This window comes from Acetobacterium paludosum (assembly GCF_008086595.1).
GTDB lineage: Bacteria > Bacillota > Clostridia > Eubacteriales > Eubacteriaceae > Acetobacterium > Acetobacterium paludosum.
Window position 1 is genome coordinate 18,967 of record NZ_RXYA01000002.1, and the last position, 24,497, is coordinate 43,463.

Genomic DNA, 24,497 nt, shown 5'->3' on the forward strand with positions numbered 1-24,497 from the left:
CATTACAACGATGGACCTGGGAGCTCTACGGAACCAGAATATGTAAGATGGTTCTGTTTTCAATCTCGACCGCTTCGATCGACAGATAAAAGGTCGGACTGATTTTAAGTGGATTATTCATGGCAGTGACAAAATCCATTTTCACCTTTTCGATGGAATCAGAATCAATCCCCACAACACCACCCTGATCGTCAACGCCCAGAAAGAGATGACCGCCGTTTCGGTTAGGAAAAGCACAGACGGTTTCAAAAACATCGCGATTCAATTTGGTTCGGCTTTTTTGAACTCTACGGTTAAGCCTTCGCCACCGTTTATAATTTCGCTGAGTTTTTCACTTTTCATCGGTTTTATCTCCTTGATTCTTTGGAATCGGATCTTTGGGGAAAGGGGCCAATCTCTTGCTAATTCTTCACGAATATGACCATCGAACATTTCATTTAACTTAGCCGCAAGTTCTGAAATAGCGAACAACTTACCCTCAACTGCGTATTTTTTCATAACATCCGCTAATCTACTCCCCTTTTTCAATATTAGCCGATATCGTCCTAGAAAAATAAACATATCTCTAATATTATCAGAAATTATTTCTCTTTCATATAAGGTACCCGTCCATCTACCAGTGACTTCTGCCACTATCCACGAGTGTTCGTTAGGCGTGAAAATGTTCCCCATCTCCATAAGATAAAGTTTTAAGGAACCCATTTCAAATGGGACATCCAATACACGAATTTTGCTGTCTGTACTGTTATCGAACAAAATTGAAGCTTCTAAAGTTGGCGGAATTACATATGTATAATTGTAAAGACTATTTGATAAAATTTCACAAAGTAAAGGCATGAATTGATTTGTTTCTATGTATCTGTCGTCATTAACTTTGCAATGTTGGCAAACAAAAAATTTACTTTCGTTTGGTTGTTTTATGATTTCATTAATATTTAGATAAATCTCCTCGGGAATAGAGTGCGAAATCTTTTTTTTACTTTAAATAATTTAAAACAAAGTAAATCTGAATAGTTTTTAAGGACAGTTGATAAACTCTTTTTTGTGTAAATATCAAACACATCACCTCCATTAAGGCGTGGTTGTTGATTTAGTTTATAGATATCTTCAGTACAATAAGAGTTTGTACTCTCTAAAAAGCAACGGTATCCCTGATGAAGTGCCTCATTTATAAGGTTTGAAGCTTCTTCTAGTTCTTTAGAAGGTAAAAGAGTTCTACGATCAATTCTAAAGCTAAAACCTTGAGGATTTATAATATTTACTGCAAATTCTCAAACTCTACCTATATCCCAACAAAGATTTTCTACTGGCAAATGAATGGCAAATCCACATATGCTTAATTTGCTTTGAAATCCCTTTATCACACTTAACACAGATTTTTTATGATCTTTCATACGAAATGAAGCACTGTTATTTTCTAATCTGTAAACAATACTTAATCTAAATTCAATATCCTGTATTGTTGAATCCCATTTCCAAACTTTAATATCGTTTTTTTCTGCAAGTTTATATTTAGAACCGAATAATTCCTTCTCCCCTATTTCATTAGGCCTAGCATTCAGAGTTTCAGCTATTTCGTTTTTAATACTTATTTGTATTGGGATTGGTGAACAATACACCTGGCTTTTTAAAGATATATATATTGCATCTAACTCAACTTCTTTTTTGAGTTTTAAAATAATTGTTGTTCCAGGATTACGATGTTTAGGTTTAAATACTATATAGTCTTTAAATTGGCGTATACTAACCGTAAAACTAATTCCTTCCACTATTTTTTTACAGATTCATATGGCTTTACTAATTCAAAAGGTGCTGTTTCAATTTTCGCTTCATCTGCAATTGTGAATATTGACCAAAATCCAATACCAAATCTCGCCAAAGAGTTATATCCATGACTTTTATATGTTGCTTCTTGCGAACGACTATTACCAACAGTTAAAAATTTGTTTAATACTATATTTTTACTCATACCGCAACCATTATCACTTACCGAAACTTCATGATTAACACTGAATGCTCTTCAATTTTACAGTATTGTCTAACCCATTCTTCTGTCATATCTATAGTGCGGTGTGCCAAAGCCATTATTTCCGGATCGTGAAATGAACCAGAAATGATCACTCGACCGTCCGCACCAATTGCAACACTATGGCATCGTCCATATATCGGGAAAAGGCGGTTTGAGACTCGCCGTTCATGGTTTTGATAAAAGGAAAGACCTGCTGGCTGATGGTCTCGAAAATTTCTCTGGGGTCCTTTTCCTTGAATTGACTCCAGCGCAGGTTCTGGCCGGCTGCGGTTTGGGGTAAAATTTTGGGCATGGTTTCCCCGGTGAGATTTTCAAAGCTTTCGTTTTCCAGTTCTTTTTCATCCAGTGACTGGATAAACATCAAATAGGTCAGCTGTTCGATGATGGTGAGGGGATTGGAGATCCCCCCTGACCATATATCGGTCCATATTTTATCGACTTTGTTTCGTACTTGGCCTGTGATCATTTTTTCTCCTGATTTTCTGTGTTTATTTTAGCTGTCTTTGGCAGTTTTATTTTTGCATTTGCTTATCATTATACGCTTTTTATGAAAAAATGGCCATGTCTAATTGCACTTTTCGCGCCACGGGTATTCTCTATATTCACTTTTTTTGACAAATGTTACTATTTCATTAAATAGCAGAACCGCTCCCTTGGATAACGGTTCGCCCTGATGCCTTGGGCTACGGCAAAATCGGTCATAATTTAAGGGGTCCGGGCCTTACCAATGAAAAAAATCCCCGACAATGTTGCATCGGGGACGGTCTGATTCTTTAATGCTGATCCTTATGGTGCTGCTTTGTTTAAACCATTTCCTGTTTTTTATCGAGCACCATGTTGCCAATCCAGGACAGGGCACCCGTTCCAAAAAGTCCGACGGCAGCCATCAGAAACTTGACTGAAATATTGCCTCCGGCGGCGTTGGCCACTGCATTTGACAGAATTGGTGAGGCAAAAATTCCTACACTGGTGGCGGCTGTAACAACGGCAATCGCCAATGAACTGATGGATGAATGGACGGCATTGGCGGCCACAAATGTTCCCGCCGGGTTAATGGTCGCCAGACAAAAGCCGCAGCACATGGCGCCGACAAACAGCGATGGCAGCGAGCCGATCACAAAGATCGACAGCATCCCCAGACTGCCTACCAGTAACGAAACAGGCATGACCAGCTTCTTGAGCACGCGCTGCATCCGTCCGAACAGAACCCCGGTGAGCATCCCGGCGGCCGACATGGCGGTGTTGATCAGCCCACTGGTTGACGCATCGCCAAATCCTTTTGCCGCAACATACATGGCGACATTGGTCTGATAGACGAAGAGGAATGCGCCAAACAGGAACATGATCAGCGCGGTGAAATAAACCCGGGCATTCAGTTTTGCACTTTTTTCAGGGTGCTTTTCATCGGCATGGGTCTGAGGAGGATCATTGGGCAGATTTTTCATGACAATCACGATCACCGGAATAAAAACCAGATAAACCAGATAGGACATCTGCCATTGAATCCCGGCCAGCATCCCGGAAGTAAAAAGCAGCACCATGCTGCCGCCATTGACAAAAGCTGACTGCAGGCCCATCAGGGCACCGCTTTCATTAGCCACAAAATAATCTGCAATCAAGGCCATCGACATGGTCGAATTAATCCCCTGGGCAATCCCCAACAACAGGCTGCAACCCAGCAGCACATAAATACTGATGGCACCGAAAAGTAGCGCCACCATCCCACCGGTTAAGCCGCAGACCAGGCCAAAAATGACCAGGCTTTTTTTTGGCATCCGCAAGGATAGGGGCCCGGATGCAAAGGCAAACACCAGCGCCATTAATGAGGGGATGGTTACTACCATCTGAATCAGTGACGAATCAACACCCACAAAATAGCGTTGCATATCCGCCAGAACGGCAGAAGCTGTCATCGATATCATCAATAGTGATGATATCGATAGAATCGCAATTTTAATCTTTTTCTTATCCAAAATTCTCTCCTAACAATAATAGCATTTTTCGCCCGATCAATTCATCAGTCGCGTCAATAGCTTTACCGGTTAAATTGTAATTATTATATTATATCCATATTTTTCTGTCAACGAAATACTCAAATGGCATTTCAGCCGGTGTATTTTTTCTGAAGGCGAGCTGCAGATGTCAGACAGCAATTAGACCTTTGAGCAAATGGAAAACCGACTTATGTCCAAAAATTGCTACATAATCATGAAAGCCCCGACAGATAAAATCGTCAGGGGCTTTCATGCCATCCATAGCTCTAATCAAGTGGAATTGCTTATTCGCGGTTAGCGCTTTTTGTATTTTTCGACCGCGGCATTAATCGGTGCCAGGGCACCCAGAAAAGCCATCATATCGGAACCGCTGACTAATCTAAAGCCCATGAACACGTAGCTGCCATAAGGTCCATAGGTTTCCATACAGCGCTTGACGTCCGCTTCGATTTCTTCATTGGTCGCAGCTTCCAAACCGGCCCGGCCATTGGTATCGTAACCGCCGACCACGGCGATCTGACGGCCATATTTTTGCAAAATACCGGCAATGTCGTTCATCGGTTGAGCGGAAGACCAGGCCGCGGTGCCGATTTCGATATAATCTGGAATCACATCTTCGCATTTCCCGCAGGTATGGATAAAGGGGACAATTCCCTGCGCTTTAATGGCCTCATTCAACCGTTTATGGTGCGGTTTAATCAGCGACCGATAAGTACCCGGGGACATGAACAGCCCTCTTTCGGTGGCAATATCGTCATAGTTGGTAATGATGTCCGGTTTGAAGTGTTGGGCCACCCGTTCGACCAGTTCAATTTTATAATCGGTGATCGCGCTAAACAGGGCGTCACAGGCCTCTGGTTCTTCCAGCATGGCGCAAAGGGCATTTTCAAAACCCATCAGATGCGTCAATCGTAAAAATTGACCATTCCAAATGCCATATTCGACCACGCGCTGATCGCGATCGGCGCCCATGATGCCAAACTGCATGGCGGCGCTGCCCTCCCAGTCAAACTCATCCAGATTCGGAAACTTAACTACCTCCTCCCATCGGGTAACATCATCCAGTACCGGTTTACCACCGGGAACCGGTTGCCCGCCAGCAGATTCGGTGGCATGCCAAGTTACCCCGAATCCATCCAGGCCCCCGCCGGCCGGCCCGTTTTCAAAACTCTCAAACGCACCGCCAACCATAATGACATCACTCATTTCGTTGGGAACCCACTCCGGTTTTTTGTGTTCGACTGCTGCCATTAAAAAATTTTCTTTTGGTGTTAACATGCTGTTTCCTCCTGAATTTTATCAATATTTGCCAATTTAATGGTAATTTTCAATTATAACCGTTTACATGGTTTGATTATATCGATATTTTTACGAAATGTACATACGGCACAATGGAGGGTAATGGCGGTCGCATACCCGACATGTTGTAGGATAACGATTCAAAATAGGAAGACGCTCTTGCAAAATGATTTTGAATGACATAGAATGAAGAAACAGCCATGACATTTCTAAAAAACTTTATCTGGCAATTTAAAATTGAGAGGTGACTATGAGACTTTCTCAGGATATGATCTATTATTGGCTGGCCAAAATTCTACCGGTGCGATATGAAAAAAAGAGTGAAACTGAAATTGGATTTAAGCGTCCGTTATTTTATGAAACCGGCCTGGATCTTTCCGCGGCCGTGGTCATCATCGATGGCGATGGGCTCAAAGCTCTGATCGACAGCCGCAACCATGGTGCCGATTCCCTCTTTTTATGCACCGAAAAACCAAACCGATCGCTGAAGATGATTGAAGGGACGGTTCTGGTGATGGAAGCCGAACTTTCCAAGGCAGCGCTTTTCAATTATCTTCAGGATGTCTACAACCGGTTCGATCAGTGGGATGAACGGCTCAGCCAGATCTATTATGAAAACGGCAGCTTTCAGGACCTGATTGACAGCTGCGTTCCGATTCTCGCGGAGCAGATTCTCCTGATTGATAAGAAATTTCATTACACAGCCTATTCCAAATCCATTGAAGCCAACAGCGATGAACTTTATATGGACGAAAATAATAATGCTCTGCCAGAAGTGGTCAATGATTTCATCAGTGATGCGGATTTTGAATTGCTTTATGAGGTCCCGGAAATTTTTGATTATGTCGCTGTTTCAGCAACGGGTACCGACGAAATGATCTGTAAAAATGTTTTTGACAAGAATAAATATGTGGGACGGTTTGTCATTCTGCTGGTTAGCGGCAGTGCGGAATTCGTGAAAATCTATGTCCGGAGCATTCTGGCCCATTTATTTATCACGGCGGATAAGCTGTATCAGAAATATCAGTCCTTCGATTTAAAGGAAGTGGCTCTGAATAGTCTGCGGGAGCCGCTGGGGCAGCTGCTCCGGAATGATCAGAACGCCATTGAACAATGGCAAAAAGCAGCTCTGGAAAATGGCTGGAAAAATACCGATCATCTCCAGCTGATCCAGTTTCGGTCCAACACCCGGTATTCAAAAAATGTCTATACGGATTATCTCAGTACCGAAATTGAAAATCAATGGCAGGGCTGTGTGTGTCTGAATTTCCAGGAACGTCTGCTGATGCTGATTAATCTGGATCAGTTCAAATCCGCGGACGATAAAGACTTTTATCGCCAACTCCCTTATTTTCTCCGGGAAAGTCTGCTGGTTGCCGGATTAAGCCGGGTTTTTTCAGATATGACTGATTTGCGGGCGGCCTATCAACAGACCGAAATTGCGCTGGATTTCGGCACCCGCAATCAGCCCATGTTCTGGATTTATAAATTTGACGACTATGCCTTCAGTTATCTTTTAAAAAGCAGCCCCGGTTCCTTTGAAAGGCATCAGATCTGCAGTGAAAAGCTGCTGGCGCTCAGCCAGTATGATGCTGATAAACATACGGAGTATTACCAAACCCTGCTGGTCTATTTTGACTGTCGACTCAATGCGGCCGCGGCGGCCAAAAAGCTGTTTATCCATCGCAGTTCCTTCCTCAACCGGCTGGAGCGGATGCAGGAACTGTTTAAAATTGACTTTGATTCCAACGACGAACTGCTTTATCTGGGCATGTCCCTGCTGATTCTGGAACGCAACTAAAAAGGCCCAAACAAAACAGTCTCATAGAATCTTGGGCCTTTTGAGGCCTACCCTTGTCATGCTTAAGATGCTGTTAAAATATATTTAATTAATTGGTAGCCTATATGCGTTTTATGTTATAAAATTAAACGTAACTATTTTTGAAAAAACGATTGATTATTTAAAAACGATTTCGTGTTTTAATCTTAAAATAATCTTTGGAGGAACAATGTTAAGAGATAAAATTATCAACGCCATCAATGAAGTCGGTTTCGACGAATACAAGGAAATTTCTTCAGCCGATATTATTTTTGCTGACGCTGTTTTTGCCAGCTGTAAAGCCAACACCTGTGGAAATTACGGTCTAAACTACGCTTGCCCGCCGCTTTCCGGCGACATGGACGAAAATAAGCAACGCTTCTTAAACTATGATCATGCCATTATCCTGAATAAAATTATGTTTCTCGGGGAATACTATGAAAAGATGGAAGACAGTATGACAGAAGTCTTTGAACGATTAGATGAACTGCGCCAAAAACTCAAAGATGAACCAGTGATGATTGCCGGTCCCGGCGGCTGCAATCTTTGCAAAGAATGTGCCGCCAAAACATCCGAGCCCTGTCGTTTTCCGGAAAAGAAGCGCTATTCCATGGAAGGCAGTGGCATGGATATTGTTTCGATGTCAAGAAAGCTTGGGATGATCTATAATGCCGGCGACAAGAAGGTCGGCTTTTTTATGATGGTACTGTATTAAGCTAATCTGAAACCGACAACCTTAATTTTACTTTTTATTTTTTCCTTTCAATTTGACTTTGTTGCCATCCACCGATATTTCGTCAATGCTTCTCAATAGGCTTGAAAAGCGACTGTAGCCATAATCTTTTAAATTGAAATGATTATGTTTTGTTTTCAAAGCATTATGGATGATCGATAGGTTTCCCACAACCCCATGGTTACTTTTGATAATCTCGATTATTTCCCTTTTAACCGTAATGATATCAACATCATTTTTCATCTTTACAAAGAAAGACCCGTCCTTTTCTTCGATTTGAATTTTCGGAAATTCTTCTCGAATAAAAACATTGAGTTTCGAATAGCCATAATTTCTGACATCAAAATCAGTAAACAGTTTACCCAGCGAAGAGCCAACTTCACCCAAGGTCAGACAATCTGATTCCGCAATCATATTGAGGATTGATTCCTGAATTTGACTGATCGGGGTGACGTTTGATTCCATCGCTTCTGGTATTTCGGCATTTTTTTCATTCGGCACATTCTCTTTAATTTCTTCAACCTTTGGCTCATCAGAGGCGATCAAATCAAGATGCAAAAATCTATTGCAGGCTTTGGTAAGCGCCATCGGTGTCTTCGATTCCCCCATGCCAATCACATACGCTTGTGATTCTCGCAACCGCATCGCCAGTTTCGTGAAATCACTGTCACTGGTGACGATGCAAAAGACATCGATGTGATGCGTATACAGCATGTCCATGGCGTCAATAACCATGGCCATATCCGTCGCATTCTTTCCTTTGGTATAATCGAATTGCTGAATTGGCTGGATGGAATATTCCAGCAAGATATCTTCATTCCAACCATAAGTTCTTTTCCAGTTACCATAAATTCTTCTAATGGACACGGTTCCGAAAGCATTTAACTCATCAAAGATGCTTTTTACATATTTTGCACTGACATTGTCAACGTCGATCAACAAAGCAATATTATTCTCGCTCAAAAAAAGTTCCTCCATTCATTATTTTTCATACTGTAAAATTAATAATTCAGTGTCGCTGGGCCGACACCGGTCACCCTAATTACCTTCCTAATATAAACAAAGAACGTTACCCGGTATTATTGAGCACACGTTCTTTTGTAACAGATGAGTTTTAACACCCTAAATTTCAAGCGATTTGCTTGTCAAAATTCACTACCGCAATTCCCGAGATCTGCCCTATAAGTCGTCTAGTCTTTCAGCTATTATATAACAATAATCCATTTAAAACAATTAAGAAAGCCTGTTGATTTTTGTTATTTAGAAAAATGCATGTTACACTTGACATAGAGTGAATTAGTTATTCCGAATACATGATTGGTAAAATGTTTGATGCAAAAGCAGCAAATAGGAATCATATCAATGAAAGGTATCGGCAATAACTTTTAATAGAGTAACACGGGAGGAAATATGTTAGAATTATTATTAATCATTTTCATTCAATTGTTATATGTACCAATGCTAACCTTGCGTACCATTTGTATGGTAAAGAATTTAAAAATCCTAACAGCAATATTTGGATTTTTAGAAACGCTTGTCTATATATTTGGCTTAACAATAGTGTTATCCGGAGAGCGAAACATCGTTGAAATGATTGTCTATGCAATCGGATTCGCATTAGGTTTGGTAGTGGGTATTTTAGTTGAAGAAAAGCTCGCCATTGGCTTTGCTAGTATGCAAGTTAACATTACCCATGACAATGAAGTATTAGTCAATATTCTCCGAGATCAAGGGTTTGGCGTTACCGTTTATATTGGAGAAGGCAAGTATGGTAAACGAATTAATCTAGACATCTTAACAAAACGAAAAAAAGAAGCCAAATTGTTAGGAATAATTCATGAGTATGAACCCAAGGCCTTTATCATGGCCTTTGAGCCAAAGATGTTTCGAGGCGGGTACTTAACTGAAATGATGAAGAAACGATTAAAGCCTAACAAAAAAAATATAAATCAAGATGAAAATAAATTAAAATGTATTATTAAAAAAACTGTTGATGGAATAAATTTTGAGGCTGCGGAACTTAAAAAGAATTGGATGAGAAATAAATAACTGCAATTTAAACTTAGATGTTCATTAACAAAAAGATCAAAACAGACCCTTACCAGGTCTGTTTTTTTGTGGTGCCTGGCATGAGCGCCATAAAACGAGTTTTTAATGTACCATTTTAGAGGTCCGCTGATTTCGCCATTCACAACTGTAATTGGCTAAGTATCATGATTCTTTCTTTGGCTATTTTAAAGAAACACTTGCTTTATTTATTTTAATTTGCAATAATGCAATTATCAGCATCTTGCTGAAATTTCCATGGAGGTACTTGATATGCTAGTAAAAGAAAATGATCTTGAAACAATTGAACATTCATCCGTTGAGAGCTCAGAAAATTCTGCAAAAGGTGAACTCAGCCTTGTTAAAAACTATCTGACCCGATCCTTTATCAAAGAATACACCAGTTTTGACGATTTAGAATCATTTCTCAACTCCGGTGGTTTTTCAGCGGCTACCCAGCTCGAATTCCAGTCCATCCTTGAAGCCGACCTTGATACACTAGTTATGAAAAACAGTAAGTTTACAAGCTGGTCTGAGATGGTTTCTTCATCTGGTGATTATTTTTTTGTCACTCAAATGAAGGAGATTAAGTTTAAATAATTGGTAGATTTAAAAATGCCTGCCATTTTGGCGGCATAAATATTTTCTATTTATCAGGTTTTTAGATCATTATTTTCGTAATTACGGGCTACATCTTTTCACTGTTTATCAACACTTTATCATATTTCCAACAATCCCTTTCTTGGCGGCCAAATAGTTCATAATATAATTAAATCCTTATGATTAAAGTGATTATACCCTCTCAATTACCAGTGTCAAGAGTAAAAGATAAGTTTGCATTTTTATAAGCAATTGCTTATAATGTTATTGAATCTTATCCCTTCATACGGCTTGTTTGTATTAAATAATAACAACAGTAGAAAAGATGTCGCTGATGAATTCTGAAGACGTTTCTATTAAAATTTTAAAAGCACTGGGACATCCCATTCGTCTGCAAATAGTAAAATCACTCCTTTCCGAATCACGTTGTGTATGTGATCTCAACCGTGCTTTTGATTTCAGTCAGGCAAATCTTTCGCAACATTTAAAATTTCTACGAGAATCCGGGATATTGGAATACAAAAAAACCGGAGTTGAAATGCACTATCGCGTTAAGTTGAAAAATATCTCAACGCTATTAAACGCTATGGATCAAACCGTTGAAGAATATTTTGAGACACTTGATTTTTAATAAAATGGTAAAAAGAAGGTAACCAATTATGAAACTTAAAATTTATCCTTGTCCCGGGCATTGCAATGTTAGTATGATGACAAAAACTGTTGCCCAGTATTTTGGTATTATTGATGAGGAAAACATCACCATCCTCACCCATGTCAGCATGAATATTCTAAAGGAGATTGAAGCTGCTGGCGCTGATGAAAAATACATTTCACTGAATGGTTGCCCATCAACTTGTGCATCGATGGGCTACGAAGATATGGGGTATGAACTCTATGATGAAATTATAATGACCCCGGATCATGATATCAAGCACAATGCGAAATATGCAAACCTGGACAATATTGATGCAGAAATCGAGCATGTCCAAAATGAACTTGATAAAATCATTGAAAGCTATCAATAATTCTCCCGCTATCAAAATCAATTTCAGAAAACAGTGATAAACTTACGCTTTAAATTTCTAGTGTTTCAGGAGGAAAAAAATGAGCAACCCAAAAGTCGCCTTTATTTGTGTGCATAATTCGTGCCGAAGCCAGATCGCTGAAGCCCTGGGCAAAAATTTTGCGGCCGATGTTTTTGTAAGCTATTCTGCCGGCACCGAAACCAAACCCCAAATCAATCAGGATGCGGTGCGGCTGATGAAACAACGTTATGGGATTGATATGGAAACCACCCAGCACTCCAAATTGCTAACCGACCTCCCTCCCATTGACATCGTGGTGAAAATGGGATGCAATGTGGTCTGTCCCTACCTGCCCAGCAGTTATACAGAAGATTGGGGTCTAGCTGATCCCACGGGAAAGAATGATGAAGAATTTTTGGCGGTTATCAGCCAGATTGAAGTCAATGTGAAAAAGCTGGCGGAGCTGGTCAAAAGCAATCAGATTAACCTATTATAAGCGTATGATTATATTATACTCGTTTATTAAACCTGTTAAGTTTTATTTATAAAGGATACTGAAAATATTCTTCCATGTTCCATAAAGATGGTCTTGTTAGGGTAAAGCTTGATTGAACCGCTGGTTAAAATTGACGGATTATTAAAAATAAGGTAAAATATTGATCATGTCAGAATCTCCCTTCTTTTTTCTGGCCTCTTCAGACGCCTATCAGGGGGCTGGCTTCACTTTTTCTTGAAGGAGGTCCTCAAAAAATGGATCAACTATTATTAGTATTGACGTCTTTTTCCACATGGGTGGTGAATTTGATCTTCCTGTCTTTGTGTTGCATCTCAACCATTGCCTACACCTACCATACCGTTCTCTTTCTCAAAGAGTTGAAACGTGCAATCATCATAACTCTTAATGCGATGTTTGTCAGGTGCGTCACCATCTATCGCTTTTATGATTTTTGTCATTGTTTAATTCCCCTGGCGATTTTTGCCCCAGGCGCCTATCTTTCATCCTATTTAGTGTTTAATGCCTATCGGTTTCCTTTTGAGTTTAAGACGCAAACTGTTTTTGGTGCTGCAATCATCTATGGCATAATATTTCTTTGGGATTGTGCAAAGATGACCCGCTCATATAAATCGGAGGATTGATCCCGCGCAACAACAGATCCTGCTGAATCGTTTCCCGGTTTTTCTCATTCGCATTAATCGCGCCATCCAATTGAACCCTGGCTTCTGCAATGGTTTCCTTCAGTCTTTCTTCTTAAATACCCAATCTTTGTGTTTTTCATTCATCAAATATTCCTCTCTTTAAAAATCGGTAATCATCTTATCAATCTTTGGCATCATATCAGATGTTGGGTCCATTTTTCTGTTAACTTCTGTTTTTTTAGAAGCTTCAGATTGTGTTGCTTAAACGTCTCAGCTGAATTTCGAAGCTGGAAAATCACTTTAAAGATTTATACTTTTTAATTCAGAAACTAATCAAGTCGAACATAACAGGGTAAATTTTTGTGATACTACTGTAGATATTTACAGTTGAAAGCGTTATAATGTTACGGTGTGAATTTACTAAAGTATTTATACTTTAGTATCTTATATTCTGAATCGGTTTCGAATAACAATGAAATTTGTTATCTAAACCAAAGGATTATCTTTGAAAGGGGTTATTATGAACAAAAATCAAGAAACGATGTTGGATCCGGAGACAAGTCCGGTTACAAATGCAGCACAAGAGATCACGGGGCATCCGGCTGGACTCATTCATGCTAAAGATCACCGCAAATCCAAAATATCTACTAAACTGCTGCTGTTTACTATTTCTCTCATTCTCTTGGCGGTATTATCTCAGGGAATTATTGCCGTTAATCTGGGCGCATCAGCGTTAACAAACCAGGCCAATGCCACGACACAAGCATTAACCACCGCAGGAGCTTCTCATACTGGCGCCATTTCTGAAAATGATGTCCTGGCTTCAATCACCAATCTGCGCAATCAGATCCTGTTATGCTCATTGTTTATTATCTTAATAGCCGGCGTCGCTACTTATGTTATGGCGCAAAAGTTTACCAAACCCATTATCAAGCTCAAAGAAGTGGCCAATCAGATTGCTGTGGGAAAAGTTGATATGGACATTGAAATGACCAGCAATGACGAATTTAGCGATTTAATGCTGTCATTTGAAACCATGATTCAAAACAATAAGAACGTTGCGGCGACTGCTCAGCGGATGGCTCAGGGTAATTTTGAAGTTAAAATCATCCCTCATTCTGCTGATGATGTGATCAGTGATTCAATGATTGCGGTAAGGAAGGCAATGAACAGCGTTCATGATGCCATCGTAAAAATTGGCGATGCCGCTTTAGCTGGTCAGCTTAACTATCGCGGTAACACCAATGAGTACAACGGCGCCTACAAAGATATGATTATATCCTTAAATAATGTCATTAACACCTTTGTCAAGCCCCTCAAGGTCGCCAACAAGGCCATTGAACGCATCGGCAACGGGGTAATTCCGCCAAAAATAACCACCGAATATAACGGTGATTTCAACGATCTTAAAAGTCATATCAACGCCTGTATTGACGGTCTGGGAGCCCTAACCGAAACCGGTGATGTCCTCCACCGCCTTTACAACAATGATTTTTCAACCAATGTGGAAGGTGTCTATTTAGGCATCTATGGCGATCTGGCGACCTCGGTTAATAACATCCAAGGGAAGCTCAACTATATTCACGCCATTGTCAATAATGTTTCCAAAGGTGTTTTGAGTGACTATGACGACTTGTTGACAATCGGCAAACGCAGTGACAAGGATGAATTTATTCCGAGTCTGATTCAAATGATTGAAAACATCCACGCCCTGATCAGCGAAGCCGATATAATGACAAAACGAGCCGTTGAAGGCGATCTGGATCATCGGGGTGACCCCGCCAAGTTCCGGGGCGAATATGCCAAAGTAATTTCCGGGTTCAACCAGACCCTGGATGCTGTTATCGAGCCGATCCAGGCCACCTCGGCCGCTTTGGATGAACTGTCAAAAGGTAATCTGACCTTTACCATGGAAGGTGATTATAAAGGACAGCATGGCAAAATCAAAGAAAACATGAACCGTACCATCATCTTCCTGAAAAATTATGTGGCTGACATTACTTCCTTACTTGAACTCATTGGTGATGGTGATCTCAGTCAGGAAATTAAAGCCTATTATCATGGCGATTTTAATACCGCCAAGCTGGTCCTTAATAATATTACCACCCATTTAAGCGAAGTGATGAAGGAAATTGATGGTGCCGCCGAACAAGTTAATGCCGGTGCCATCCAGATCTCCGACGGCGGCCAGGCATTAGCCCAGGGGACAACGGAACAGGCCAGTTCCATCCAGGAACTCACCGCTTCCATTGAAGAGGTGGCCGCAGAAACTAAACGAAACGCCATGAATGCCAACGAAGCCAATGAACGGGCCCTTGAGGTTCGGACCAACGCTGAAGTGGGCAATTCGCAAATGGCAAAAATGGTATCGGCCATGGTCGAAATCAACGAATCATCCAAAAATATTTCTAAGATTATCAAGGTAATTGATGACATCGCCTTCCAGACTAATATTCTGGCCCTAAACGCCGCCGTAGAGGCTGCCCGAGCCGGACAGCATGGCAAAGGTTTTGCCGTTGTTGCTGAAGAAGTACGAACCCTCGCGGCTCGCAGTGCTGAAGCGGCTAAGCAAACCACCGGTCTGATCGAAGGGTCCATCGACAAGGTTGCGATTGGCACCAAGATTGCTGATGAAACAGCCGAAAGTCTGGTTGAAATTCTGAATGAAATTGAAAAGGTTACTGGTCTGGTCGGCAATATTGCCCGGGCATCCAATGATCAAGCCTCAGAGATCGCTCAAATAACTAAGGGCATTGAGCAAGTCTCAATTGTTGTTCAAACCAACTCAGCCACCTCCGAAGAAAGTGCCGCATCCGCCGAAGAACTTTCCAGCCAGGCCGAAATGCTTAAACACATGACCAGTACCTTCAAACTAAAAAAGAAAAAAGAGGTCAGCCAAGAAGCTGATAACAAAGCTGCCAGTTTACTCGGTAAACTGGCTCAACAATCGTCAGTTACCACCATGGATTGGCAAACCCAGGTGGATACGCTTGCTGGTGAAGTGACTCAAATGGGATACCAGGACATCGCGGTAATGAGCCTTGCCGGACACGCCAAGTACGTCAAAGATAACGGTGAATTTGATGCCTGGGGCGAATTCTGGTATGAAGCTGGCTTCAAAGGAGAATCGGCCGTTTCTGAAGAGACCCTTAGTAAAGTGACCAATGAACCCGTTATATTTGATGTGGCTCCCATTAAAAGCAATGGCCAGGTCGTCGGTCTGCTAGTCGGTCGACGGGCCCCCTCCCTATAGCAAATTATCGTTTTGAAAAAACAGCCATTCTTAAGACAATCAACCATGATTGTCTTAAGAATTTTTTTATGAAGCAACTTTCTCAGCTTCAAAATACAGCTGACCCCGTTATGACAATTTTGTCGCGAAATATTATTTTGCGACAAAACGGTTCTTCATTTCCTAATCATGAAGCAAAGGACTTGGTTCTCCTTCGTAAAACAGATACAGGCGATGCAGAGCCCGGGTGCAGCTAATGTAGAGCAGCCGCTTGTCAGCCTCGCTGCGGTAATTGGCCTGACTTGCATCACAGATAAAAACCGCATCAAACTCAAGACCCTTCGACAGATACACCGGCATGATCGAAACGCCCTCAATCGCCGCGACCGTATCATGCCGGATCAGATTGACCGCTATTTTTTTCTCTAATGCCTCAAAAAGCGCCGTGGTGTTTTTCTGGGTTTTTAAAATCAGCCCGATCGATTGGTATCCGTCCTTCAAACACTGACTGATTGCTTCACAAAGCATATCAACCAAATGATTGGCATCGGGCGCGCTCATCACAATCGGTTCTTCCCCATGACGGTTAAAACTCTCTATCTGGATGGCATTGTCAATGAATTTTGTACTGTAATTCAAAATCTCACTGGTACAGCGATAGCTCTTATTCATGGTCACCAGCTCATTTTTTTTGCGATTCAATTGGCGGGAGATTTTCTCATAAAAGCTGAGATCTTCGTTTTTCTGAAGGGTCTGGTTGATATCCCCGAGAATGGTAAACTTGGATTTTAAAAACAACCGATTTAGGATTTCATAATGAAGCGGATAATAATCCTGGCCTTCATCGATGATCACCTGTTTGATGGGTGCATATTCTTTGGCGCCAAATAACCGTAAGCTCAGGTATCCGAGGGCAACGGCATCATCGTAGGTCAGGTTTTTCTGGGCCAGATTTCTTCTGGTAATGGTCAGCATTTTATCAATGCCGTCAGGCAGCTCAAGCTCGGCGGCCAGTTTAAAAAAGTAACCGTCATGCTCAAAAAGCTGCTGATAAAGATTGAACGCATCCATTTCGGCAAAGCGCATCATTTCATTGCGGGTCGAATTTTTAAGCGGGCCGGGCCATTTTTCGTTGATTGTTTCCCTGATCGCCTCTTCAAGATAGCCCAGTTTCGTTTTCAGGGGCGTGTCCGGATTGATCCGCAAACGGCTGATTATTTCGGCCCGGGTAAAAAGCTGCTCACCTTTGTAGCGGATATTCTGGATCTTCATAAAGTGCTCGGGAATATCATCAATAAAACGATCCAGGATTTTGATGAAATCCGCCGAGCCTTTAAACGCCATGCTTTCCTTTTTCAAACGGCTCTGTTGGCTGTTTGACAAAATTCTTTCCAGGAAAATGTTCTTTGTTTCAAATTTTCTGCCGATCAGATCCTTGAGAATTTCATCAAAGATCATGGTCCGCACATTTTCAGCGTCCAGCTCCGGGATCACATTGGCAATGTACTGTTCAAAAAGTTTATGGGGGGAGATGATTAAAATTTCCCGGCCATAAAGGCGATCTGACAAGCCCTGATACATCAGATAGGCCGCCCGATGCAGCGCAATGGAAGTTTTGCCGCTGCCCGCCACGCCCTGGACAATCAACAGGTCGTGTTCCATATCCCGGATGACCAGATCCTGATCCCGCTGGATTGATTCCACAATGGTTTTCATTTGGGGGGAGGTATTATTTGACAAAAGCTTGCGCAGAAAATCATCGAACACCTGCAGATCGGCATCAAAAAAATAGACCAGCTGACCCGCCTTTATTTCAAACTGCCGTTTTATCAGCAGCTTGCCCTCAATCCGACCGACCGGAGCATCATACCAGGCCTCGCCCGGCGAAAAACGGTAGAAAACGCTAGCTACGGGTGAGCGCCAGTCATGGATCAGCAGTTTATAGGCGTTTTCTTTTTTCAGTGAATGGCGGCCGATATAGATGTGTTCGATATGATCCCCCTCACTGAAGCAAAAATCGATGCGGGCAAAATAGGGCGTCTCAAGAATTCCCCGGAGTCTGGTGATCTTGGCTTCCGTAAATTCATAAAGTGCCATCATATCCGTCACCGGATTCATCGACTGACTCAATTCAACCAGCGCTTCAAATCCATCTGAACCCCAGAGATTGCCCATGGAGTGGGAAGTGTTTTCGCGGATTTCATTTTTAGCTTCCTGAATCGTTTCCCGGTTTTTCTCATTCGCATTGATCGCGCCATCCAATTGAACCCTGGCTTCTGCAATGGTTTCCTTCAGTCTTTCTGCTTCAATATCCCAATCTTTGTGTTTTTCATTCATTAAATATTCCCCTTTTTAAAAATCGGCAAAGCCCATGTAACAACTGCAATCGGAATACTTTACGACAACCGGATTACAATTTAAGTGAGCAAGCCTCGTTCGCTCTAAGGTTAGCTATTGCGTTGGCTTTGTCTGCCAGATCGCCACCCGGTCACCTGGTGCGACATACATTTTATCGCCTTCCTTAATCCCATAGACATCATAAAATTCATCGATTGAACTGAGCACTGCATTGACCCGCACCTGGGCCGGTGAATGCACATCGGTCAGCAAATAATTCTTTTCCAGATCCGGGGTCGAGAGTTGTGCCCAGATCGTGGCCCAGTTCGAATAAACATCTTCCAAGGCTTGGCCCTGTTTTTCGGCCACCGCCGTGACCGTGGTCAAGGCCCCCAGATCAGCAATGTTTTCTGACAGAGTCAGGGTGCCATTAACCGAATCTCCCGTAGAAATGGTATAGTTTCCATAATAAGCGATGATTTTCTGTGACAATGCGTCATAGTTTTGATATTCTGCGGGCGTCCACCAGACATTATAGTTACCTTTCTCATCATACAACGATCCGTTTTTATCAAAAGCATGACTGATTTCATGCGCAATGACGGCGCCGATCCCGCCCAAGTTTTTACCGCTACTTTGATTTTCATCAAAATATGGGGCCTGTAAGATGGCCGCCGGAAAGACAATTTCATTATTGCCGGGATTATAATAGGCATTGACACTCTGCGGTGTCATATACCATTGTTCCCGATTGACACCTTTTTTATATTCATCGTAGTTAAATTGTCTGGCGGCCTGCTGAAGTCCAATCGCATTTGCCAGATAACTGCCGCCTTCGGCCAGCGATGTCACCTGGAGATAATCGCCGATGGTACTCCACTGGTCCGGATAACCGATTTTCAAATCCATGGTATCCAGCTTCAGGATGGCTTTCTGTTTTGTCTCCGGGCTCATCCAATCCTGAGCGTTGATGATTTCTTTATATTGGTCGATAATCGTTACCACCATGGTTTTGACATCCTGTTTGGCTTTTTCATCAAAATATTTATCTACATAGAGCTTTCCAAATTCCCATTCCAGAAACTTTTCCACATCATCAAAGGCCAGCCGTTGATCGGTTTTTTTCTCAGTCGATCCGGACAGTTTCATTGTCATATCGAGTTTCAGATCGCGATATGCCGCCGGTGCATACTTGGCCAGATCATTTAAAACAACAAATTTTGTATACTCTTTCAAAACCGGCAAGTTTTCTTCCGTAAACATCGCATTGATCTGTTTTGCCGCATCCACTTCCTTTACAATATAGTGGTCATCGCTGGAAAGACCCTGCGACTCCAAATACTTGTTCATATTGATATTGGAGTAAAAGCCCAGCAGTTCATCATAGCTATAGGAATTATAATAGCTGGTCGGGTCATATAACTGCTCCGGTGCCAATTCCTGGGCTGCCACGGTGCTGGCAAAAGTATAAATGGCTTTGGCATTTGTCCCGGCGGTCCCGCTTTCCTCACCGCTGAGAACCAGCATATCCTGGATGTATTTCTGATAGGCATCACAATAGTCCTGCATTGAATCGTTTTCCATGTATTCTTTGCCAATCAAATCATTCATGGACTCCAAGCTAATCATCATCTTGTCTGAATTCATATCATCCTGATTATAACTGTAACCAAGCAGGCTGGACTCGCCGATTCCCGATAATGCGATCAGTCCATCCAGATACTCATCCAGATTCTGGGCGGATTCAATCTGCTTAAGATACGGTGTCACAGCGGACAGACCCTGAGCGTTGCGGTTGTCCATATCGATGGCACTGGCGTACAAATCACTTATTTTCTGCTCACTGCTGCCCTTGGGATAGGTTTGCCCGCTGTTAGACAAGTCGGTGACAATCTCCTGAAGCTGGCCTGACGTTTTTTCGTCCAACTCATAGAAGTAAGACCATTCACCTTCGGTTGGCGGAATGGTCTTTTCCTGAAGCAGATCATGATCAATGGCGCCATAATAGTCCTCTGACACACTCGGTTTAACCGTTTTTCCGTCCGTTGAAATTGCACAGCCGGTTAAACTGGCAATTGTCAATAATAAAACCATGACCAGGACGATCTTTTGAATCCCCTTGTTGTTTTTCATTTCATCTCCTTTGTTTTCTTGGGTTACTTCCATTAATTTGTGTCTGAATATAATTTTGGAAAGGGATGGAGCAAAACATTTTCAATTAAAAACGTTCGCAGCATGATTTCCATACTGTTATTTCACAATATACCGACATCATAACAATATGTCAATTTGATTTGGCCACTCGATATCTTTTTACGACCTGATAGAGCAGTAGTCCATAAAATACCAGAATAAAACTGGAATTTCCCGGGCCAGTGTATATACCTAAACGGAAAATTTGATTAACCAGTGGCAGATTGATATTAAAATAAATGGAATAGCTAAGCAGAATTATCAGGGCATAAATTATACCTATCATATATCCACCTACGATCGCTTTAGTCTTATATTTTTTGAAACCGAATCCCATAATAAATACACTGCAGCCAATAAACAGATTAAATGCAATGGGGAGAATAAATACCGATAAAGTCTGATAGACCATGCTGGCATTGGGTCCAAATGATAATTCATCCCGGGCTAAAAATTTTGTGTAGTTTAAAATCCATGGGAAGATGGTCAGATATAAAAATGGTGTTGCCCAAATTAAAAGTGTATAACCAAACTGCATCAATTTCATTTTACTGTTACTCTGATCTTTATTTACATCCATTGTCACACTCCTTAATTATAATCTAATTCCATCACCATGGACTGGGATTCACCATTTTTATTGGTCAAATTTCCCGATAAAATGGTTTTAGCATGAACAAAATCTTTCACTCGAAGGAACCAGGGACTGGGCGCGATTCTTTCTGTTTCATAGGCATTGGCGTCGGTTTCCAGATTCCATAGCTTCAGCTCATTAACGGCGCCATTTTCTACTCCAATGCCGTTCATAATACGGTAACCTAATTGTACATCGGTCAGCCGAACCGTTGGATCGGTTATTTTCCAATTCACATAAACGCCATCAATCCGGATGACTTCATAAATTCCAGAGTCCCCCATTGAGAACCCTATTCCTAGTACCACAGAAATCCCATTGTTTTCATCCGTCATGGGACTGCTGATTAGTGTTCCATTAGCATGTTGATCAATATTATCAGGAATGTTCACCTCGTATTCCTGATAAAAATACTTTGCATCGGTAGCATTATTGAAATAAACAAGTTGGGAATCACCGCTTTGCGTCACCAATTGTTTGTCATCTTCTGAATTGATTTCAATGGTTTGACCGGTCTCTGCATTGACAATGGTCCCCTTCCACGCAATGAGCTTCAGTATACCCGGGTCTTCTTGCCCCTGAAAGTCAAGATCAGTTTTATTTTTTTCCATTGTTGTGATTCCCGTTGGCAACAATCCCAAAATCAGAATTACGAGTAAGGCCAGAGATGTTTTTATTTTTCTGGATTTCATTAATTTAGCTCCCCTTCGTTCTGAATTTTTAACCAATTCATATTGTTAAAATACTTATATTCCTCTAGTCTCCCTCTTGTTTATCTTTTTTCCTCTTATCATCCATTGTAAACCATCTCATTGCTTTGTTCAAGCATTATTCAAACTTGGATATTGTATCTTTCAGATCGTCTGATTCACGGTAAACTGCTCCGGTCACGAGATGAAATAACAAAATATCGAGACGTTTACCATTCATCGCTGCCATTTTATTAAAATGATTGTTCTTAAATTTATTTTTGTACTATAATATAGGTATTCACGAATACTATTAACAGAAAGGATTACTCAATTGAAGACATTCATCCATAATAATATTTTAGAAACCATTGGTCATACCCCGATGGTTCGGATCAATCATTTAAATCCTAACCCTAATGTGGAAATCCTGGCCAAGTTCGAAGGCGTTAACCCAACCGGCAGCATCAAGGATCGGATTGCCCTTAAAATGCTGGAGCAGGCCGAGGCTGAAGGTGTTTTAACCAAAGACAAGATTATTATTGAACCGACCAGCGGCAATACCGGGATTGGTTTGGCCATGATCGCGGCCGTCAAAGGCTATCAGCTGGAAATCGTCATGAGCGAAGCCGTCTCCATCGAACGCCGTAAAATGATTCAAGCCTTTGGTGCGACCGTCACGCTGACCTCTCCTACCGAGGGAACCGATGGTGCGATTCGCAAGGTGCGGGAATTAACTGCCGCATACCCGGACCGTTATTTTAATCCGGATCAGTTCAGCAATAAATATAATAAGCTCGCCCACTATTCCACCACAGCCGAGGAAATCTGGGAACAAACCCAGGGGAAAATCACCCACGTTGTTTCGTCTTTAGGTACCTCCGGCACCATTATGGGTGTTGGCATGGGACTTCGCGACCACAATCCGGAAGTGAAGATTGTCGAAGCCCAACCAGTGCTTGGGCATTACATTCAGGGCCTTAAAAACATGGAAGAAGCCATTGTTCCAGCTCTGTATCAACCCGATGCCATTGATGAACATATAATGGTTGAATCGGAAATCGCCTTTGATTTTGCCCGACAAATTGTCAAAAAAGAAGGGATCTTTGTGGGCATGAGCAGTGGAGCGGCCATGTATGCTGCTGCCGAAGTGGCTAAAAAAATTGATGCCGGTGTCATTGTGGTGATCTTCCCGGACCGAGGCGAAAAATATCTCAGCACCGATTTATTCAAGCTGTAAAATCCTTCGCATTTTTGTTGAACGTACGTTATAATAAGCATTATAATCCAGCAGAAGGCAATCGTTTTTAAAAGAGAATGATTGTATCGCAATGATAAACGAAGGACATGCAAAGACGATCAAAATGATTAAGATGAAAGTGCCGGTGGAAAAAAAGTGGCTATTTTAGAAAACCCACTATTGAAAAAGTTAATTGAATTTGCAAGAGCAGACAGCGCATTAAATTTAGCTGTAAAAGATGAGATGCTAACAAAGAATGTTCAGAGAATCATCGGTTTTGAATTTGTTACGATACTTGTAAATCTACTGATGATTGCAATATTATCATTTGGTTTTCATCCCACATCAGCAACAGAAGCTTGGTGGTCCAATCATATTGTTATGCTTCACAGCTTAAGTGCAGCGATTGTTATGCTGATGTGTTTTATTACGCTTTATGGCAAAAGAAAAGACTATGGTCTTGCCAACTCTAAAATTGTTCAAAATATATTTTTCTTTTATATTCTGGCATTCGGTATTGCTCTGGTAACAGTTGATCAAGCCATAACGAGTAATATCACGCCCTTTCTTCTGGTATGTACAATTATGGGTGTCTTTATACTAAACCGCCCCATCGATGCGTTCTTTCAATACCTGGCGGCATATATTCTCTTTTTTATTGCCATCGGTCAATATCAAATTGAGCCGGCGGTATTAACCAGCAATCGTCTCAATGGGCTGGTATTTGTTGTAATCGGTATCTTTGCCACCACAATTATCTGGTATTCGGAAAGAAACAGTATCCTGCAAAAACAAAAAATACTGGAGCAACAGAAAAAACTGGAGTCAGCGGCTTATTATGATGACTTAACCGGTCTGATTAATCGGCGCAAATGGATTGAACTACTCAAGGAAGAGTATGAGCGAATGAAACGCTATCATCACCTCAGTAGTATGTTATTATTGGATATTGATAATTTCAAAGGGATTAATGATCAGTATGGACATCCGGCCGGGGATCGGATTCTTCAGGAAATAGCGACTTTGGTGAAAAATGAATTGCGCATTTGTGATCGTATCGGACGGTGGGGCGGCGAAGAATTTATTATTCTGCTGGTTGAAACGCCGATTAAAAACGGAATAGCAGTTGCGGAAAAAATAAAAAACGAGATTGAAGAAATGAGTATTCAGATTGAGTCTCACTTAATTAAGGTGACCATCAGTATCGGGGTAGCCAGTCTGGATTGTGAAAAGGATTTTTCAACCAGTTACAAAAAAGCCGATCAGGCCCTTTATTTGGCAAAAAACAATGGCCGAAACCGAGTTGAGTTTATTCAATAAGAAGTTCGAAATCTTGTTGCTAAACAAGATGAAAATCATGACTTGTTATAAAACATATTAGCCCTTACTTCACTACAGAATCTTTGAGAGCTTTTTGTGAATACGAAGCAGTGTGTGAATATCTTCTGTCGGCATTTTTTCTAACGCTGCAATCATAGCAATATAGGAGG

The 24,497-nt window shown here is 41.5% G+C and carries 22 protein-coding genes and 1 pseudogene; 11 read left to right on the plus strand and 12 right to left on the minus strand.

Features of this window, described 5'->3' with window-relative positions; all coding sequences use genetic code 11:
• Positions 1-25: 25 nt before the first annotated feature.
• From FZC41_RS17585 to FZC41_RS02160, 7 genes and pseudogenes are all read right to left on the minus strand, one after another.
• On the minus strand, positions 26-265 hold the full coding sequence (locus FZC41_RS17585; RefSeq protein WP_243136636.1) for an AlbA family DNA-binding domain-containing protein: 240 nt from the start codon (positions 263-265) through the stop codon (positions 26-28).
• Positions 262-756, minus strand: coding sequence for a hypothetical protein (locus FZC41_RS17590; protein WP_243136637.1), 495 nt, complete (start codon positions 754-756; stop codon positions 262-264). The genes FZC41_RS17585 and FZC41_RS17590 overlap by 4 nt, the downstream gene beginning before the upstream one ends.
• Positions 757-1,271: 515 nt before the next feature.
• Entirely contained in the window at positions 1,272-1,769 is a 498-nt protein-coding gene (locus FZC41_RS02140) for a hypothetical protein (protein WP_148565749.1), read from the minus strand.
• A pseudogene (locus tag FZC41_RS02145) lies at positions 1,769-1,990 on the minus strand (ATP-binding protein); the annotation flags it as partial. The gene FZC41_RS02140 and the pseudogene FZC41_RS02145, both read right to left, overlap by 1 nt.
• Positions 1,991-2,117: 127 nt before the next feature.
• Entirely contained in the window at positions 2,118-2,495 is a 378-nt protein-coding gene (locus tag FZC41_RS02150) for a type I restriction-modification system subunit M N-terminal domain-containing protein (protein WP_148565751.1), read from the minus strand.
• A gap of 337 nt (positions 2,496-2,832) precedes the next feature.
• On the minus strand, positions 2,833-4,002 hold the full coding sequence (locus FZC41_RS02155) for an MFS transporter (RefSeq protein WP_148565752.1): 1,170 nt from the start codon (positions 4,000-4,002) through the stop codon (positions 2,833-2,835).
• Positions 4,003-4,317: 315 nt separating this feature from the next.
• Positions 4,318-5,301 (minus strand): uroporphyrinogen decarboxylase family protein, encoded by a 984-nt coding sequence (locus tag FZC41_RS02160; RefSeq protein ID WP_148565753.1) that lies wholly within the window; start codon positions 5,299-5,301, stop codon positions 4,318-4,320.
• A 271-nt stretch (positions 5,302-5,572) separates the two neighbouring features.
• On the opposite strand from FZC41_RS02160, the gene FZC41_RS02165 reads away from it, so the two are divergent.
• Together FZC41_RS02165 and FZC41_RS02170 are read left to right on the plus strand one after the other, a co-directional pair.
• Positions 5,573-7,123 carry a PucR family transcriptional regulator gene (locus tag FZC41_RS02165; RefSeq protein WP_148565754.1) on the plus strand — a complete coding sequence of 517 codons (1,551 nt, stop codon included), beginning with the start codon at positions 5,573-5,575 and terminating at the stop codon, positions 7,121-7,123.
• 208 nt (positions 7,124-7,331) lie between these two features.
• Entirely contained in the window at positions 7,332-7,856 is a 525-nt protein-coding gene (locus tag FZC41_RS02170) for a DUF2284 domain-containing protein (RefSeq protein WP_148565755.1), read from the plus strand.
• Positions 7,857-7,883: 27 nt separating this feature from the next.
• Here FZC41_RS02170 and FZC41_RS02175 read toward each other — a convergent pair whose 3' ends face one another.
• A complete protein-coding gene (locus FZC41_RS02175; RefSeq protein ID WP_186855130.1) occupies positions 7,884-8,837 on the minus strand; it encodes an NYN domain-containing protein in 954 nt (317 codons plus the stop codon).
• A gap of 447 nt (positions 8,838-9,284) precedes the next feature.
• Between FZC41_RS02175 and FZC41_RS02180 the strand changes: the two genes are divergently transcribed.
• From FZC41_RS02180 to FZC41_RS02210, 7 genes are all read left to right on the plus strand, one after another.
• Positions 9,285-9,923, plus strand: a complete 639-nt coding sequence (locus FZC41_RS02180; protein WP_148565757.1) for a DUF2179 domain-containing protein — start codon at positions 9,285-9,287, stop codon at positions 9,921-9,923.
• Between the two features lie 270 nt (positions 9,924-10,193).
• A complete protein-coding gene (locus FZC41_RS02185) occupies positions 10,194-10,520 on the plus strand; it encodes a hypothetical protein (protein WP_148565758.1) in 327 nt (108 codons plus the stop codon).
• Between the two features lie 334 nt (positions 10,521-10,854).
• Positions 10,855-11,151, plus strand: a complete 297-nt coding sequence (locus tag FZC41_RS02190; RefSeq protein ID WP_148565759.1) for an ArsR/SmtB family transcription factor — start codon at positions 10,855-10,857, stop codon at positions 11,149-11,151.
• Between the two features lie 28 nt (positions 11,152-11,179).
• On the plus strand, positions 11,180-11,545 hold the full coding sequence (locus tag FZC41_RS02195; protein WP_148565760.1) for a putative zinc-binding protein: 366 nt from the start codon (positions 11,180-11,182) through the stop codon (positions 11,543-11,545).
• Positions 11,546-11,624: 79 nt separating this feature from the next.
• Positions 11,625-12,041, plus strand: coding sequence for an arsenate reductase ArsC (locus tag FZC41_RS02200; RefSeq protein WP_148565761.1), 417 nt, complete (start codon positions 11,625-11,627; stop codon positions 12,039-12,041).
• A gap of 254 nt (positions 12,042-12,295) precedes the next feature.
• The gene (locus FZC41_RS02205) at positions 12,296-12,682 is read left to right on the plus strand and encodes a hypothetical protein (protein ID WP_148565762.1); all 387 of its coding nucleotides are present in this window, start codon (positions 12,296-12,298) and stop codon (positions 12,680-12,682) included.
• 520 nt (positions 12,683-13,202) lie between these two features.
• Entirely contained in the window at positions 13,203-15,935 is a 2,733-nt protein-coding gene (locus FZC41_RS02210; RefSeq protein ID WP_148565763.1) for a methyl-accepting chemotaxis protein, read from the plus strand.
• Between the two features lie 162 nt (positions 15,936-16,097).
• On the opposite strand, the gene FZC41_RS02215 is transcribed toward FZC41_RS02210, so the two are convergent.
• The 4 genes from FZC41_RS02215 to FZC41_RS02230 form a co-directional block, all read right to left on the minus strand.
• Complete coding sequence (locus FZC41_RS02215; protein WP_148565764.1) at positions 16,098-18,251, minus strand: HelD family protein; 2,154 nt, start codon at positions 18,249-18,251, stop codon at positions 16,098-16,100.
• Between the two features lie 114 nt (positions 18,252-18,365).
• Positions 18,366-20,384 (minus strand): M13-type metalloendopeptidase, encoded by a 2,019-nt coding sequence (locus FZC41_RS02220; RefSeq protein ID WP_170253809.1) that lies wholly within the window; start codon positions 20,382-20,384, stop codon positions 18,366-18,368.
• A gap of 151 nt (positions 20,385-20,535) precedes the next feature.
• Positions 20,536-21,024, minus strand: coding sequence for a hypothetical protein (locus FZC41_RS02225; protein ID WP_148565766.1), 489 nt, complete (start codon positions 21,022-21,024; stop codon positions 20,536-20,538).
• Between the two features lie 11 nt (positions 21,025-21,035).
• The gene (locus tag FZC41_RS02230; protein WP_148565767.1) at positions 21,036-21,770 is read right to left on the minus strand and encodes a hypothetical protein; all 735 of its coding nucleotides are present in this window, start codon (positions 21,768-21,770) and stop codon (positions 21,036-21,038) included.
• A gap of 343 nt (positions 21,771-22,113) precedes the next feature.
• Here FZC41_RS02230 and FZC41_RS02235 point away from each other — a divergent pair, with 343 nt between their 5' ends.
• Together FZC41_RS02235 and FZC41_RS02240 are read left to right on the plus strand one after the other, a co-directional pair.
• Positions 22,114-23,007 carry a PLP-dependent cysteine synthase family protein gene (locus FZC41_RS02235; RefSeq protein WP_148566025.1) on the plus strand — a complete coding sequence of 298 codons (894 nt, stop codon included), beginning with the start codon at positions 22,114-22,116 and terminating at the stop codon, positions 23,005-23,007.
• Between the two features lie 156 nt (positions 23,008-23,163).
• Positions 23,164-24,327 carry a GGDEF domain-containing protein gene (locus FZC41_RS02240; protein WP_148565768.1) on the plus strand — a complete coding sequence of 388 codons (1,164 nt, stop codon included), beginning with the start codon at positions 23,164-23,166 and terminating at the stop codon, positions 24,325-24,327.
• Positions 24,328-24,497 lie beyond the last annotated feature (170 nt).

What these genes read in the sequence shown, in the direction of transcription:
- FZC41_RS02230 (WP_148565767.1), bottom strand. Translation starts at nt 21,770, where the DNA reads ATGAAATCCAGAAAAATAAAAACATCTCTGGCCTTACTCGTAATTCTG.
- FZC41_RS02225 (WP_148565766.1), bottom strand. Translation starts at nt 21,024, where the DNA reads ATGGATGTAAATAAAGATCAGAGTAACAGTAAAATGAAATTGATGCAG.
- FZC41_RS02195 (WP_148565760.1), top strand. Translation starts at nt 11,180, where the DNA reads ATGAAACTTAAAATTTATCCTTGTCCCGGGCATTGCAATGTTAGTATG.
- FZC41_RS02170 (WP_148565755.1), top strand. Translation starts at nt 7,332, where the DNA reads ATGTTAAGAGATAAAATTATCAACGCCATCAATGAAGTCGGTTTCGAC.
- FZC41_RS02220 (WP_170253809.1), bottom strand. Translation starts at nt 20,384, where the DNA reads ATGAAAAACAACAAGGGGATTCAAAAGATCGTCCTGGTCATGGTTTTA.
- FZC41_RS02160 (WP_148565753.1), bottom strand. Translation starts at nt 5,301, where the DNA reads ATGTTAACACCAAAAGAAAATTTTTTAATGGCAGCAGTCGAACACAAA.
- FZC41_RS02210 (WP_148565763.1), top strand. Translation starts at nt 13,203, where the DNA reads ATGAACAAAAATCAAGAAACGATGTTGGATCCGGAGACAAGTCCGGTT.
- FZC41_RS02185 (WP_148565758.1), top strand. Translation starts at nt 10,194, where the DNA reads ATGCTAGTAAAAGAAAATGATCTTGAAACAATTGAACATTCATCCGTT.
- FZC41_RS02190 (WP_148565759.1), top strand. Translation starts at nt 10,855, where the DNA reads ATGAATTCTGAAGACGTTTCTATTAAAATTTTAAAAGCACTGGGACAT.
- FZC41_RS02200 (WP_148565761.1), top strand. Translation starts at nt 11,625, where the DNA reads ATGAGCAACCCAAAAGTCGCCTTTATTTGTGTGCATAATTCGTGCCGA.
- FZC41_RS02150 (WP_148565751.1), bottom strand. Translation starts at nt 2,495, where the DNA reads ATGATCACAGGCCAAGTACGAAACAAAGTCGATAAAATATGGACCGAT.
- FZC41_RS02215 (WP_148565764.1), bottom strand. Translation starts at nt 18,251, where the DNA reads ATGAATGAAAAACACAAAGATTGGGATATTGAAGCAGAAAGACTGAAG.
- FZC41_RS02180 (WP_148565757.1), top strand. Translation starts at nt 9,285, where the DNA reads ATGTTAGAATTATTATTAATCATTTTCATTCAATTGTTATATGTACCA.
- FZC41_RS02165 (WP_148565754.1), top strand. Translation starts at nt 5,573, where the DNA reads ATGAGACTTTCTCAGGATATGATCTATTATTGGCTGGCCAAAATTCTA.
- FZC41_RS02205 (WP_148565762.1), top strand. Translation starts at nt 12,296, where the DNA reads ATGGATCAACTATTATTAGTATTGACGTCTTTTTCCACATGGGTGGTG.